Origin of the sequence: Acrocarpospora sp. B8E8 (genome assembly GCF_039871605.1) — a bacterium.
Classification (GTDB): Bacteria; Actinomycetota; Actinomycetes; order Streptosporangiales; family Streptosporangiaceae; genus Acrocarpospora; species Acrocarpospora macrocephala.
The window spans coordinates 17,801-31,688 of record NZ_JBDPLV010000041.1; the positions used below are offsets into that span (position 1 = coordinate 17,801).

A 13,888-nucleotide genomic window follows, 5' to 3' on the forward strand; every position below is an offset into this window, starting at 1 on the left:
AATCAAGGCAACCACCGCGGGAGGACACCGTGTCCGAGATGAACTCGCTGGACGCATCCGAAGCCGACCTGGCCGAGCAGAACCGCGCACTGCGCCCGGAGGAGGGCCCCTGGCCGTTGGAGATACCCCTGGAGGCGGACCCGGCGGACGCCGCGGAGCAGGACCGCGAGGTCGGCCAGGACGACGAGGACGACTATCGCTGACCAGTTATCCGCTGACCGTAGTTACCCACGCGTAGGATGAGTCCCCGTGACCGCCAGGCGCGGGACCCGCAAGAACCCCTCAAGGAGACCGTCGTGACCGCTACCCCGGACGCCAAGCCCCGGGGCACCCGGCTGCCCCGGTTGGCCCGCCGCCGCCAGCTGCTCAGCGCGGCGCAGGAAGTGTTCGTGGAGAACGGATACCACGCGGCCGCGATGGACGAGATCGCCGAGCGGGCCGGGGTCAGCAAGCCGGTCCTCTACCAGCACTTCCCGGGCAAGCTGGAGCTCTACCTGGCGCTCCTGGATCTGCATGTGGACGACATGGTGGGGCGCTGCAAGGAGGCGCTGGCCGCCACCACCGACAACAAGCAGCGGGTGCAGGCCGCCATCGGCGCCTTCTTCGACTTCATCTCCAGCCAGGGCGAGGCGTTCCGGCTGGTCTTCGAATCCGACCTGCGGAACGTGGCGCCGGTGCGGCAGCGCATGGAGCGCTCGCTGCGCGAGAGCGCCGACGCGATCGCCCAGGTCATCCAGGAGGACACCGGCTGCTCCAGCGACGAGGCCCACCTGCTCGGGGTCGGCCTGGTGGGCATGGCCGAGGTGAGCGCGCGCTACTGGCTGACCGCGCACGGCTCGATTCCCAAGGAGGCCGCCACGCAGCTGATGGCGCGGCTGGCCTGGCGGGGAATCAGCGGCTTCCCGCGGCACACGCCGGAAATGTCGTAAGACCGTTCGCTTGCCGCGATCAGCCGCCCGGATGGTGCTCCGACAGGCCACGATGGAAGTCTGTCGAAAGGAATCCTGATGGAAATCAAGATCGGCGTGCGATCGGTGCATCGCGAGATCGTGCTGGAGACCGACGATTCTGTCGAGCAGATCGAGGAGGAACTCCGGAACGCGCTCGCCGCCGACCGCGGCGTCTTCTCCATCACCGACGTCAAGGGGAACCGCTACATCGTGCCCGTGGCGGCGCTGGGCTTCGTCGAGATCGGCGAGGGCGAGAATCGCTCCGTCGGCTTCGGCGGCACCCTGTAAAGAGGCTCCCCCCGCTTTCCGGCGCGCCGGGAGGGTCCCGGCACGCCCGAAAGCGGGCTCAGTGTTCTCGGAGATCACACCCGGGTGGCCGGCGGCGGGGATGTGGGCGGTGTTCTCGCCGCTGCCCGATGGTCGGGCAGCCCGTGCTCCCCCTTCTCAGCACGGCGCGGGATACCCAGCGGTTCGGTCCACATCTGGTCAAGGAACTGCCGTAGCGGCGCGAGGCCCTCATGTCTCGCACGGTACAACCGTTTGGGCCCTGCACGCCCCTCGAACGGCAGACGGGTTCCCATCGCCGGGCTCCCCGTCATGCTCCAGGAGTCAGGCCGATGGCGGCCATGCGCTTGCCGTGTTCCTCGGTGATCTGGGCGAACATCTTCCCGATTCCGGCCAGATCGGCGCCCTCCGCGGAATCGGCCAGCAGCACCGCGAGTTCCGGCCGGGCCGCCGCCACCCGGTAGGCCTGGCTGAGCGCCTCCCCCACCAGCCGCCGCGCCCACAGCGCCAGCCGCCCGTTCAGCCTCGGATCCTCGGCCAGCGCCTGGCGGACCCGCTCGACCGCGAACTCAGAACGGCCGTCGTCGGCCAGCGCCTGGTCGACCAGCTCCCGGGTGGAGGCGTCCACGTGCCTGGCCACCTCCCGGTAGAAGTCGCCGGCGATGCCCGTGCCCACGTAGGCCTTGACGAGGGCCTCGTACCAGTCGCTGGGGCGGGTCTGCGCGTGCCAGGCGTCCAGGGCCTCGGTGAACGGGGCCATCGCCTGCTCGGGGTCGGCGCCGAGGGAGTCCAGGCGGTCCCGTACCAGCCGGAAGTGGGCGTATTCGGTCGCCGCCACGTCTCCGAGCGCGGCCCGGTCGGTCAGCGTCGGGGCCAGCAGCGAGGCGTCCTCGGCCATCCGCAGGAAGGCGGTGAGCTCGGCATATGCGAGCACTCCGAGCAGGTCGACGACGCCGGGCGGGGAATCTGTCATGGCAGCAGACTAGGGGCACGCTCTCCCCGAAAAACATGCGGAACACGCGGAAATCGGTTCACGGTTGTGGTATCGAGTAGACTGCTCTGTGAAAGTGCGACCGCACTGTGTTGATCCGGGGTATAAGTTCCCGGAACCCCCAGAAATCTTGGATGCCGCGGTCGCTGATGACGTCGAAGGCGTCACCTCCGCGAGGACCCGGCACGGGGATGGCTCGAACCAGTTCGACGAGCTCCAAGACGCCGGAGGTCCCGAAGGCCGTCTTCGACCAACGACTGAGGCAGGCGACGATTACGACGACGTTCCGAGACCTGGGAGTGATCCCGGAGATCGCCGATGCCCTGGAGACCGAGGGCATAACTTCACCATTCCCGATTCAGGAAATGGCGCTCCCGCTGGCACTCGCCGGACAGGACGTCATCGGACAGGCGCGCACCGGAACCGGTAAGACCTACGCTTTCGGCGTCGCGATGCTGCAACTCGTCGGGAAGCCGCGGAAGAACCGGAAGAAGCCGCGGGGCCTGGTGCTGGTGCCCACCCGCGAGCTCGCCCTGCAGGTGACCGAGGACCTGGTCCTCGCCGCCGGCAAGCTCGGCTCCCGCATTCTCACCGTGTACGGCGGGCGCGCCTACGAACCCCAGATCGAAGCCCTCAAGAACGGCGTCGACGTGATCGTCGGCACGCCGGGCCGGCTGCTCGACCTGATCAAGCAGAAGCACGTGGACCTGGGCCAGGTCGGCATGCTGGTGCTGGACGAGGCCGACCGCATGCTGGACCTGGGCTTCCTGCCCGATATCGAGCGGATCATCAAGCTGGTCCCGGCCGAGCGGCAGACCATGCTGTTCTCGGCCACCATGCCCGGCGAGATCGTGGCGCTGTCCCGGCGCTACCTGACCCGGCCCATCCGGGTCCGGGCCGAGCACGAGGAAGCCGACCCGGAGCAGCCGCCGCAGACGGCCCAGTTCGTCTACCGCACGCATCGGATGGACAAGATCGAGATCCTGGCCCGGTTGCTGCAGGGCCGGTCCACCGGGCTCACCATGGTCTTCTGCGAGACCAAGCGGGCCTGCGACATGGTCTTCGAGCAGCTGCGCGAGAAGGGGTTCGCGGCGGCTGCCGTACACGGGGATCTCGGGCAGGGGCAGCGTGAGCAGGCCCTGCGCGCGTTCCGGAACGGCAAGATCAGCGTGCTGGTGGCCACCGACGTGGCGGCCCGGGGCATCGACATCGACGACGTGACGCACGTGGTCAACTACGACTGCCCGCAGGACGACAAGACCTACGTGCACCGGATCGGGCGGACCGGGCGGGCCGGGCGGACCGGCGTGGCCGTGACGTTCGTGGAGTGGACCGAGATGACCCGCTGGAAGGTCATCAACAACACGCTCGGGCTGAGCTTCGCCGAACCGGCGGAGACCTACTCCAGCTCGCCGTCGCTCTTCACCGATCTGGACATCCCGGAGGGCACCAAGGGCGTGCTGCCCCGGGCCAACCGGTCCAGGGCGGGGCTGGACGCCGAGCAGATCGAGGATCTCGGCGAGACCGGGCGCACCCGCAGCCGGTCGCGTCCCGGATCCGGGGGATCCGGCGGTTCCGGTGGCGGCGAGGAGCGGGAGCGGCGGGAACGTCCGGTCCGCACCCGGGAGCGCCGCCGCACGCGGAGCGGCCGGACGTTGGACACAGCTGAAGAGCAGACTGCCGGGGAGGTCGAGAGCATGGTCACCGCGATTCCAGAACCGTCGGCTCAGGAACCGCCCGTGGAAGCCGTCGAGGAGCGCAAACCCGCGCGCCGGACGCGGACCCGCAAGGTGGTCGAGGCGCCCGCCGTCGTCGAAACCGTTGCCGAACCCATCGCCGAACCCGCTGTCGAGGCTGTCATCGAATCCGTAGTGGAGTCTGTCGTCGAACCTGAGCACTTCTACGAGCCCGAGCCGGTCGCGCCGCGGCCGGAGCCGGAGCGGATCATTCCGGCCAGCCCGTTCTCGGTGGTGTTCCAGTCTCCCGACCTGGCGACCGAGGACGACACTCCGGCGCCGTCCGCGGCCACCGAGCGGAAGGCGCAGCGCCGGCAGTTCAACCGGCCGCGGCCCCGCCGCAACGGCTGATCGACGGGACGGACGGAAGGTGCTCTCGTCATGGTGATCATTCGCGGCGTGATCCTGCTGGTGCTGATCGGGTTGTGGCTCTACTGCGTGCTCGACGTGATCACGACGGAGCCCGCCCGGATCCGCAACATGCCCAAGCTGCTCTGGCTGCTGGTGGTGATCCTGCTGCCGACCGCCGGGTCGCTGCTCTGGCTCATCGCCGGCCGCCCGCGCCTCCCCCGGGGTTACACCACCTACACGGGCCAGAACGTGCCGCCGCGCGAAGTGCGGCGGCTCAGCCCGGACGACGACGAGGAGTTCCTCCGCAAGCTCAGGGAGCGGGCGGAGGAACAGCGCAGGTCGGCACGCGAAAAGGCGGATCCGGAAAGTCCGGACGCGCCCAAACCGGAGCCGGCCCCGGACGAGTAACCGGCTAAGCTTCTTCGCCGGTGTCGCTGCCAGGCTTGTTAAGTATTGTGGCTTCACGTGAGTACGCCGAGATTCCTTACCTTGCCGCCGGGCGTGACCGCTCAGCGGATTCAGACGCCGGTGGGCGGCTTCGCTGTGCTTGAAGCCAGGCCCGTGACCGGTGTCGCGGAACGGTGGCCGGCCCTGCTGGTCCCCGGCTACACCGGCAGCAAGGAGGACTTCATCGCGATCCTGCAGACCCTGGCCCAGGCCGGGCGGCGGGTTATCGCGATGGACCTGCGGGGACAGTTCGAGACCCCGGGTCCGGAGGATCCTTCGGCCTACACCTGCGCCGCGCTGGGCGCCGACGTGGACGTGCTCGCCTCGGTGGTCGGCGACGGCGAGCCGGTGCACCTGCTGGGGCACTCCTTCGGCGGGCTGGTGACCCGGGAGACCGTGCTCGACGGGACCTCGAAGCTCGCCTCGTACACGCTGATGAGCTCGGGTCCCGGCGGGATCGTCGGGCCGCGCGAGCACGCCGGGCGGACCATGCTGGCCGAACTGCCCACGCACGGCGTGGAGCGGATCTGGACCGACCGGATCGAACCGGAGGCCATCAGGGCCGCAGTGCCCGACGACATCGTCGCGTTCCTGCGGCGGCGGCTGCTGGCCAACTCCGTCACCGGCCTGCTCACCATGGGCCGCGCGGTGCTGGACTCCACCGACCGGGTGGACGAGCTCTGCCAGACAGGCCTGTCCACCCTCGTGCTGTACGGCGAGCACGACGACGGCTGGCCCCCCACCCTGCAGGCCGAGATGGCCGACCGCCTGGACTGTGACTGCGTGGTCGTCCCCGGCGCGGCCCACTCCCCCGCCGTGGAGGCCCCGGAGACGACCGCCGCCGCCCTCACCCGCTTCTGGAACGCGGCGGAAAGCGAGATCCTGCACCGCTGAGGCGCCGTCTTCAGGTGGCGGGGCGGCCCAGGTCGCGCAGTTGGTCGGGGGTCAGCGCGGAGACGTTCTGGTCGATGGGGGAGTCGGAGTACTGGTGGATGGCCCAGGACTTCCAGTCGGCGGGCGGGGTGACCGTTCCCTTGGACTTGCTGTAGTGGGCGACCCACAGCGGGTATTCGGCCAGGCCCTTGCCGTAGGTGTTGGCGAAGTTCCAGCCGCTGTAGAGCATCGGGATGATCCCGGTCTTGGCCTTCACGTGCGCCAGCCACGCCTTGGCCCAGGCGTTGACCTCGGCGACGGACTTGCCGTCGGTGGTTTCCAGGTCCAGGACCAGCAGGTCGCCGGGCTTGCCGGGCTGGGAGTCCACCACGGACAGGAAGTGCTCGGCCTCGGCGATGGGGTCGTTGCCGGGGTGGCCGTAGTGGTAGGCCCCGCGCGCGATTCCCTTCTTGCCCAGCTCGCGCCAGTGCCTGGCGAACGAGGCGTCGCGGAAGCTCGTACCCTCGGTGGCCTTGATGATGCCGAACTGGGCCGGGCTGGCATTCCAGTCGTAGTGGGGCTGGTAGTTGGAGACGTCCAGGCCGTAGGTGAGCGATCCGGCCTCCTGCTGAGCTTCGTGCGTCGAGCTGTGCACGGCGGAGGATGTGAGCGCCGTGCCGGTCACGCCCGCGATGGCGGTGGTCGCGGCCAGGATCGTACCGGCGACGGCGAAGTTGAGGCGTTTGGTGGGGAGATCGCGACGGTCTTGGAGGGAATGGATGATTGTGGCAAACCGGGGCTTGAGCATGGGGGTATTGGCTCCTTGCTTCCATGCCGCCTACCGGGTTAGCTGACGGGTTCGGGCTTGGAAGTGCCCTACGGCGCAGCCTGGGCTGGCGTCCGATTCACCCCAAAGAGGATGTGGGTCCCCGGCTCCGCGAGGCGCGGATTCGGCGGCCGAACGCCGTCCTGAAGCATCCCTCAGGACAGCGCACGGTCTGGTCAACGAAGCGGCAACGATGCGACGAAAACACGTCACGACGTATACCGCGATGACACAAAAGGTATATACATCACCATAGATAGTGCAAGTAGGGCAAATCGGACTCGGTGTATCGGCCTCCGAACAGGCGCTGGAATGCCGTGCCCGCAGGAGGCTGGGGCTGGATAAAAGTTTGCCGCTACAACTTCCCGGCTCCACTCACCGCGGCGGGCGAAAGCACGAATCGCATCCGGTCTTTCGCCTGCACGACGCAGGAACTTTGGAGGCCACAACGGGGGCCAACGATGCCGAAGGTGCTGTTTTGCGTGCGCATCACCGCACGGGTACTCATGGCGATGGCGCCCCGGGCGCTGCCGGCTACCTATGTGCTGGACCGGAAGGGCCGGGTGGCGGCCTTCTTCGGAGCGGTCACCGCAAAGCGTGCTTGCCGTCCTGAGGGGCATCGCCGCCGAACCGAACTCAGTCGCGGCTCGCCACCGCCCGGCGGGGCAGATGAGTTGGCCTAGGTAACTTAGGCGATTAGCGTAGGGAAGGGGTGATGGACGACATGATGGGCAGCATGGGAGCCTGGATGATCCTTTGGGCCATCCTGGGCTTGGTGGTGCTGGGATTGACGGTCGCCGGAACGGTGTGGCTGGTGCGCTCGCTCATCACCGGTGACCAGGGCCGCCCGCAGGTGCCGCCCGAGGATCCGGTGCGGCGGGAGCTGCGCCGCAGGTACGCGGCCGGAGAGATCGACCGTGAGGAGTTCCTGCAGCGCAAGGTAGACCTGGATTGAGAAAGGACGGCGCGGAGCGCAGATTCGGCGACTTGGAGGCGGCCATCATGGATGTCATGTGGGCGGCCGACGGTCCGCTGCCGGTGCGCGAGGTGGTGGCCCGGTTACGGGAGGGTCGGCAGCGGCCGTTCCGTTCGGTGTTCTAAAGGGCCGGTTCCGGGGTGGCCAAGCCGTCCCACGGGGACTTGTCGGGGGCTGCGGTCCGGCCTTCCGGGCAGTGGCGGCGGAAATCGCACCAGGAGCAGATCGGGCCGGGCGACGGCGGGAAGAGCGCGTCGATCTCGGGGGGCACCAACGCGACTCCAGGGCTGTTGGATTCAGCGGGCGCGGATCCGGGGGCCGCGAATTTGGCGGCGGCGAATCCTCGGCCTGAACGTTTGCCGGTGCTCGGGAGGCGGGCGCGGTAGGTCTCGTCGGCGGTGGAGGCCTCTTCGGCGATTTGTTCGGCGCGGCCAAGGTGGCGGGTGAGGGTTTCGTCGGTGTGTTCCCAGTCGGCGATCTGGCCGGTGGGGAGATGGTGGAGTTCGACCCGGTGGCAGGAGCGGCGGAGCACCCGGGAGGCGGCCACCGCGTAGATGGCCAGGGCCAGGGAGGAGCGGGCGTCGTCGGGGCCGGGAGGGCGGCGGCCGGTCTTGTAGTCGACTACGACCAGTTCGTCGCCGCGGCCGTCGAGGCGGTCGATCCGGCCGGAGACGGCGATGATCGCAGTGCGGGTGGCGACGGTGCGCTCGACCCCGACCGGCTCGTCCGCCGCATCTAACGTCGCGACATATCCGGACACCATCTCGCGGGCCCTGTCCCGCCACGCCAGCGACTGCTCTTGGTCCCTGAAGCCCTCGGCGATCCAGCCGTTGCTGACCAGGATCGCCGCCGTCATGGGAGTGCGCCGCTCGTACGGCTCCCGCCACCACGCGGCCAGCGCGTTGTGCACGGCGGCCCCGACGCTGTTGTGCGCCCATGGCGGACCCTTGGGCGGCGCGGGCCGATCCAGGTAGGCGAACCGGTAGCGCCTGCGGCAGTCGAGCCAGGAGTTGAGCCGCGACGGCGTGCACGAGTACAGCCGCCGGGGCATGCCCTCAAGACCGAGCTGCTCCACTAATCGTCGTCGTCGTCGAGGTCGAGCTTGATCCCGGACGCGCGCGAGCCGTCGGGCAGCGGCGGCTCCGACTCCTCCAGGGTCCCGGTCAGCGAGCCGGACAACCACCGATCGAACTGGGGCTCCAGATCGCCGATGGTGGTCTCCTCGCCGTGCGCGGGCAGCACCCGGGTCTCGTGCGGCAGCGTGAACAGCCGCTCGCCGATCGAGGTCAGCTGGTCGGCCAGCGACGGATACTCCCCGCCGAGCTTGCCGGGCCCGTCGGCCAGCAGCGTCTCGCCGGTGAACACCACGCCCAGCGACTCCGACAGCAGCGACACGCCGCCGGGGGTGACCCCGGGCGTGGTCAGGACCTCCAGCTCGGTGTCGGCGACGGCGAACAGGCCCTCGTCCTCCATGTCGATGTCCGGCCAGGTGTCCTCCCAGGTCTGCCGCCAGAGGCGCTTGTCCTTGGGATGCAGGGCGATCACCGCCTCGTCCTTGGCCGCCACCTCGATGGCCGCGCCGACATGGTCGGCCAGGCCGTGCGTGCAGATGACGGCGAGGATCTCGCGCTCGCCCACCTGCTCCAGGATCTTCTCGGCGTCCCGCGCCGGGTCGATGACGATGACCTCCTCGTCGTCGCCCACGATCCAGGTGTTGTTCTCCACCTTGTGCTCGACGTCGTCGATCTCCACGACCCCGGCGGTCACCACTCGTTCGATACGCGCTGTCACGCCTCAGAACCTTACCCGTCCCCAGCCGTGAGCGGGATCCGTGCGTTACTAACGGGAAACCTGCTCATCAGCCTGCCACCCCACTGTCTTGCCTGGTCAGAACCGTAGTGGCAGTCCATTTAGCAACTTTCCCATTAGTACTCCGCCGCCAGCCGTGGCGAGAAAGCCCCGAACGGGACATCGAAGTCGACGTCCCGGAAGTCGGCCAGGGTCAGCTGGGCGAGCACCAGCAGCCACCCGGCGTCGGCCGGCCAGGCGATCGTCCACAGCCAGCGGCCGAGCGCCTCCCCCGCGTACACGGCCCGGTCGCCGGGCACGTCCTGCACGCACCAGAGCGGGGTCGGGTGACCGTTCACGTTGACCTTCGCGTGCGGCGGACCCACGCCCACGCCGTCGCCGGGATCGGGCCCGGCGAGCCCGGCGTAGCCCGCGCCCAGGCCGACGCCGGGTTCCTCGGCGATCAGCAGCAGGTCGGCGGGGCCGTGCGTGATGGACGGGCCGGAAAGGGCCACCACACTGCCGCGTACGCCGGTGCGCTCGTCGCCCGCCGCACCGAAGCCGGTCACCAGCCAGCCGGTGGGCAGCGGCCAGGGCAGCCAGAGGGGGACGGTGGCGGACTCCCGTACCAGGGTGAGGGCGGCCAGGGAGGGGCGGTGGGAGGTGTAAGGCAGCACGTCGCCGTGCGGGCCGCAGCGCCAGGAGCTGGACCAGATATTCGGCTCCTGCAGCGGTCCGAAGCAGCGCGGACAGGTGGGCGCGGCTCTCACACCTCCCCACGGTGCGTCGCGGGGCGCGACCTAGTCAAGGGGTTTCCTGTTATCCAGTCGAAATATTGCGGTAGCCCTCGCCATGGCCCTGACCTGCGGCATAAGAGTACGAGCCGTGATCAAACCCCCAGGACAGGGAAGGCCAGTGGAGGTGGGGATACTAGGAAGAGCCCTCGCATTCATCTGCGAGGGCTCTCGGATGGCCTCTTTGCCGGACGGGATCCCCTCCCTCTTAGGATTCTGACACCGCGAGATTCAGCGGCTGGGTGATCATAGGCACTGCGGCGGGTGATCGGCCGCGTATATCTTCACCATGCTGCCCGGCAGGACGAGGGTTCCCGCCTTGGGGGTCTGGCGCATGATTCGTCCTCGACGGGTGTTGCAGGCCCAGTCGATTTCGACGATCACGGTGACCTGCAGGCCCGCAGCCCACAAAGTCGATCTCGCCTGTGGCACTGTCATGTCCAGCACCGATGGGACCGGCTGGCTCGGCACCTGGGTGGTGGTAAAGGCCCATGATCTGACGCAGTCGGAGAGGAAGTCAGGCCTGACCCTGAGGCCTACGGTTCCGGCGAAGGTGCGGCCGTTGGCGGTGAGCAGGGCGTTGTCGATGGTGACGTCGACGACAACATGCACTTCGGCGTCGAATTCGAACTGCCCGCTGAAATCGAAGGTTGCGGACCCGTCCGAGCCCACGCCAGTGCGATGGCCCGTCAGGAGGACGGAGCGTGCGCCGAGAGGGCGGTTGCCGTGGCAATCGATGCGAGCGCCCGCATCGAGGGCGAAGCTCGCTGCCAGCGCCGATTGCTGTCCACTCACCTGTACCGTGAGGCCGGCCGTCGATGCGAAGTCCGCGCTGATCAGGCCTTTGTAGGGACCTGACAACTCCGCCCCGGCAACGGCGGCCGACGCGATGGTGGTGGCAGACGTCGCCATGACTAGCGAAAGTAAGAACAGGACAGCTCCAGTCAGGACCGTCCGTCGTGATCGATACATCTGGCTCCCCTTTGTCTCATGCCCCCCGTTGGGCAGGGTTTTCGGTTGCGCGGAATCCATGAACGCCATGGGTGTACTCCCTTGAATGTCCGTACCGGGACCAGCCTCGCGGGGTAGCGGACGAGGAGCTTGGAGGGGAGGTGGAGAGAACGTGGAGGCGGCCCGTGGGCCGTCACCGGGTCAGAGCCGATGTTCGGAGAGGATGGCCGCCACCGGCCGTTCGCGGCCGCGCGCGATCGCCTCCTGGAATGAGGTGGCGTCGAGCATCGGACGTACCACATGATCCCGGATGATCATGTGATGGAGAAAGTTGGCGGTGTCATGGAACAACACGCCACCACTGGCTCCCACGAGTTCGGCGGCGAGTATCGGTTCGCCACGGCACGCGGCCGCGTAGGCGAGGGCCAGGACGCAGTCGGGGTCGGCCCGGCGGCCCTCGGCTTCGGCGCGGCGTCGGGCCTGGCTCAGATGGGGCAGGTAGTCGGCGCCGTCGGCGATCCGTGCCAGCGCGTGGCAGAACAGCGTCACCCAGTTCTCCTGCAGGCCGGTGCTGCGCAGGCTGTCGGCCTGCCGGTCCATCCACCGGCGCAGCGCCGGACCGTCCCGGTCGGCCAGGGCGTCCGCCCACGCCGCCCAGATGCAGATGTAGCGGTCGTACCCGGTGGCCGCCGCCGTGGTCAGCTCGGAGATCTCCGCCTGAAGGCCGGTGCGGCGGCCGGCGGTCAGCAGGGCGACCACACGGAAGGCCCGCGCGAGTCGGTGCAGCTCCAGCTCGCCGATGTCGCGAGCTTCGTCTCGAGCGGCCTCCAATCCCGCGACCGCCCGATCCGGATGACTCGACAACGACAGCGACCAGTAGATCCGGACGATGACGTCGGCGGCTGGATCCTCCACGCTGGTACTGAGCTCGGCTGCCGCCGCGGCGGCGTCTGCCATCAGCCGGGGGTTGCCGGAGCCGAGTCCCAGATCGGCCTCGACGATGTGCAGCCATAATCGGTCCCGTGGTGCGAGATCCTGGTGTCGCAGATCCGCGGTCCAGCGCAGGCCGTCGGCGTAGGAGGCCGCGTTCCGCCACAGGCTGCTGAGACCGATCATGATGTCGACCGCGTCGGTGAACCGGCCGCGGGCGAGGCTGGCGTCGAAGGCGGCGCGCACGTTGTCGATGTCGTCACGATTTCGCGCGGCCAACGACGCCGACAGCCACACCTGCTGCCTGCTCCGCGCCGTCATCCGGCCGACGATGTGCCGGCGCAGCCGCTCGGTGAGCTCGGCATGTCGCCCGGACGTCTCCAGCCGGCCCTGCGCGAACAGCCGGATCGTCTCCAGCAGGCGATATCGGCGGCTGCCGTGGTCATGGACGACCAGGCTCTTTCCCACCAGGTCACCCACCACCCTGGCGGCGGCGACCAGGTCGGACCCGCCGCTGATCGCCTGGACCGCCGGCAGGTCGAAGCCGGCCGGAAAGACGCCGAGGCTCACGAACATCTCGCGCGAGGCGCCGGAAAGCAGTTGCTGGCTCCATTCGATGGTCCTGGCCAGCGTGAGGTGCCGCTCACCCGCACGCGGCCGGCCGCCGACGAGCAGCCCCAGCCGGTCATCGAGCATGCCGGTCAGGTCGCCAAGTGCCAGATGGCGCAGCTGCGCGGCGGCCAGCTCGATCGCGAGTGGGAGACCGTCCAGCCGCTCGCACAGCTCGACCACCTGGGGATCGTCGGCCGTCAGGGTGGTGCGTCCGGCAGCCGCCGCGGCCCGCTCGACGAACAGAGTCCTGGCGTCGCGGCCCAGCGACCCCAGCACGTGGACCGCCTCGCCGTCGACGCCGAGGGGCTCGCGGCTGGTCGTCAGGACGTGAATCCCCGGACCGGCGTCCAGCAGCCGGTCGACAAGCTCAGCGCTCGCCTCGAGCAGGTGCTCGCAGTTGTCCAGCACCAGCAGCAGCCGACGCGGTGCCAGGTTCGCCGCGAGCACGGCTACCTCAGCGGCGCCAGCCCCTTCCACACCGGTCGCCTCCGCCACCGCCCGTACCAGGTCGGACGCGTGGTGCACCGGCGCCAGCTCCACGAAGGCGACCTCAGGCCCATGCTCGTCAACTCGCCTGCGGGCCAGTTCGAGAGCAAGCGTCGATTTGCCCACACCTCCTGGCCCCGAGATGGTCACAACGCGGTGACCCAGCAGCAGGCGTCCGAGCGCTTGGATGTCCTCCACGCGTCCGATCACCTCGACGCGCGCAGATGGCAACAACCCGGTCGGCGACCACTGCGGCTCGAACCGGAGCGCGGGCGCGGCGTCGTCGACAGCGACCGTGCCAACGAACCGGTACCCCCGCCCACGTTGCGTGCGGATGAGGAGCTGGGATGTCCCATCGTCGCCGATGGCCCTGCGCGCGGACTTGATCCTCGACGTGAGCGTCGACTCCGCGACGAATTGGCTGCGCCACACCGCGTCGAGGAGCTCGGTCTTGGAGATCATCCGATCGCGGTTCGCGACAAGGTAGGCGAGCACATCGAACACCTGCGGTTCGAGGTGAACGACCGCGCCATCCACGCTCAGCTCCCGAGCGTCCAGGTCGAGTCGGCGGTTGCCGAACGTGTAGACCGCCATGCCTGGAGCTCCCATCTGACCGACTGGACACCGGACCCGGGGCAATGATCATCCTAGTCGTCAATGGGGACCTCGTCGTTGGCCGGCCAACGGTAGAACTTGAACGGTGAATCCTGACGGGACGTCACTAAGGACACGCCGATTCGCGTACAAGATCGTGGGTTCCGGTCGCGGTGGGCCCGGCCCGGCCGGGTTGGTGACGAATTGCGGTCAGATGGGAACTGATCGCCTCATTCGCTCGTAGTCGGTAAAGGCGGGCGGGTTAGGATCGCACCGACCTTCGGGGGGAACGCGAAGG

Annotated in this window: 16 protein-coding genes and 1 riboswitch; of the genes, 9 read left to right on the forward strand and 7 right to left on the reverse strand. The window is 68.8% G+C overall.

All coding sequences use genetic code 11. The annotated features are described in order from the left end of the window. Nucleotides 1-29 precede the first annotated feature (29 nt). The 3 genes from ABGB08_RS32730 (at nt 30) to ABGB08_RS32740 (ending at nt 1,238) form a co-directional block, all read left to right on the forward strand. Nucleotides 30-203: a hypothetical protein gene (locus ABGB08_RS32730; RefSeq protein WP_170322910.1), complete on the forward strand. Its 174-nt coding sequence runs from the start codon at nt 30-32 to the stop codon at nt 201-203. Nucleotides 204-296: 93 nt separating this feature from the next. Beyond that, nucleotides 297-929, forward strand: coding sequence for a TetR/AcrR family transcriptional regulator (locus ABGB08_RS32735; protein ID WP_155359708.1), 633 nt, complete (start codon nt 297-299; stop codon nt 927-929). 78 nt (nt 930-1,007) lie between these two features. After that, nucleotides 1,008-1,238 (forward strand): DUF3107 domain-containing protein, encoded by a 231-nt coding sequence (locus ABGB08_RS32740; protein ID WP_347598155.1) that lies wholly within the window; start codon nt 1,008-1,010, stop codon nt 1,236-1,238. Between the two features lie 307 nt (nt 1,239-1,545). On the opposite strand, the gene ABGB08_RS32745 is transcribed toward ABGB08_RS32740, so the two are convergent. Continuing rightward, entirely contained in the window at nt 1,546-2,208 is a 663-nt protein-coding gene (locus ABGB08_RS32745) for a ferritin-like fold-containing protein (RefSeq protein WP_347598158.1), read from the reverse strand. Nucleotides 2,209-2,525: 317 nt separating this feature from the next. Here ABGB08_RS32745 and ABGB08_RS32750 point away from each other — a divergent pair, with 317 nt between their 5' ends. Genes ABGB08_RS32750 through ABGB08_RS32760 form a run of 3 tightly spaced genes read left to right on the forward strand, consistent with a single transcriptional unit; the run spans nt 2,526 to nt 5,654 of the window. Beyond that, nucleotides 2,526-4,313 (forward strand): DEAD/DEAH box helicase, encoded by a 1,788-nt coding sequence (locus ABGB08_RS32750; RefSeq protein WP_347598371.1) that lies wholly within the window; start codon nt 2,526-2,528, stop codon nt 4,311-4,313. A gap of 30 nt (nt 4,314-4,343) precedes the next feature. Continuing rightward, nucleotides 4,344-4,721 carry a PLDc N-terminal domain-containing protein gene (locus ABGB08_RS32755; protein ID WP_347598161.1) on the forward strand — a complete coding sequence of 126 codons (378 nt, stop codon included), beginning with the start codon at nt 4,344-4,346 and terminating at the stop codon, nt 4,719-4,721. A gap of 57 nt (nt 4,722-4,778) precedes the next feature. After that, on the forward strand, nt 4,779-5,654 hold the full coding sequence (locus tag ABGB08_RS32760; RefSeq protein ID WP_347598164.1) for an alpha/beta fold hydrolase: 876 nt from the start codon (nt 4,779-4,781) through the stop codon (nt 5,652-5,654). A 10-nt stretch (nt 5,655-5,664) separates the two neighbouring features. Here ABGB08_RS32760 and ABGB08_RS32765 read toward each other — a convergent pair whose 3' ends face one another. After that, on the reverse strand, nt 5,665-6,441 hold the full coding sequence (locus ABGB08_RS32765; RefSeq protein ID WP_347598167.1) for a GH25 family lysozyme: 777 nt from the start codon (nt 6,439-6,441) through the stop codon (nt 5,665-5,667). Between the two features lie 12 nt (nt 6,442-6,453). Beyond that, nucleotides 6,454-6,599: riboswitch (cyclic di-AMP (ydaO/yuaA leader) on the reverse strand. Between the two features lie 321 nt (nt 6,600-6,920). On the opposite strand from ABGB08_RS32765, the gene ABGB08_RS32770 reads away from it, so the two are divergent. The 3 genes from ABGB08_RS32770 to ABGB08_RS32780 are packed head-to-tail and all read left to right on the forward strand — an operon-like array spanning nt 6,921 to nt 7,560. After that, nucleotides 6,921-7,142: a hypothetical protein gene (locus tag ABGB08_RS32770; RefSeq protein WP_347598170.1), complete on the forward strand. Its 222-nt coding sequence runs from the start codon at nt 6,921-6,923 to the stop codon at nt 7,140-7,142. Between the two features lie 32 nt (nt 7,143-7,174). Next, nucleotides 7,175-7,414 (forward strand): SHOCT domain-containing protein, encoded by a 240-nt coding sequence (locus ABGB08_RS32775; protein ID WP_347598173.1) that lies wholly within the window; start codon nt 7,175-7,177, stop codon nt 7,412-7,414. After that, on the forward strand, nt 7,411-7,560 hold the full coding sequence (locus ABGB08_RS32780) for a hypothetical protein (protein ID WP_347598178.1): 150 nt from the start codon (nt 7,411-7,413) through the stop codon (nt 7,558-7,560). The genes ABGB08_RS32775 and ABGB08_RS32780 overlap by 4 nt, the downstream gene beginning before the upstream one ends. Here the strand turns inward: ABGB08_RS32780 and ABGB08_RS32785 are convergent. The 5 genes from ABGB08_RS32785 to ABGB08_RS32805 form a co-directional block, all read right to left on the reverse strand. Further along, the gene (locus ABGB08_RS32785) at nt 7,557-8,510 is read right to left on the reverse strand and encodes a PD-(D/E)XK nuclease family protein (protein ID WP_347598181.1); all 954 of its coding nucleotides are present in this window, start codon (nt 8,508-8,510) and stop codon (nt 7,557-7,559) included. The two genes, ABGB08_RS32780 and ABGB08_RS32785, sit on opposite strands and share 4 nt — an antisense overlap. Beyond that, complete coding sequence (locus tag ABGB08_RS32790) at nt 8,510-9,226, reverse strand: MBL fold metallo-hydrolase (protein ID WP_347598184.1); 717 nt, start codon at nt 9,224-9,226, stop codon at nt 8,510-8,512. The genes ABGB08_RS32785 and ABGB08_RS32790 overlap by 1 nt, the downstream gene beginning before the upstream one ends. 134 nt (nt 9,227-9,360) lie before the next feature. Continuing rightward, entirely contained in the window at nt 9,361-9,993 is a 633-nt protein-coding gene (locus ABGB08_RS32795; RefSeq protein ID WP_347598187.1) for a DUF6758 family protein, read from the reverse strand. Between the two features lie 270 nt (nt 9,994-10,263). Continuing rightward, nucleotides 10,264-10,929, reverse strand: a complete 666-nt coding sequence (locus ABGB08_RS32800; protein WP_347598190.1) for a PASTA domain-containing protein — start codon at nt 10,927-10,929, stop codon at nt 10,264-10,266. Nucleotides 10,930-11,169: 240 nt separating this feature from the next. Further along, a complete protein-coding gene (locus ABGB08_RS32805; RefSeq protein ID WP_347598193.1) occupies nt 11,170-13,590 on the reverse strand; it encodes a winged helix-turn-helix domain-containing protein in 2,421 nt (806 codons plus the stop codon). Nucleotides 13,591-13,888 lie beyond the last annotated feature (298 nt).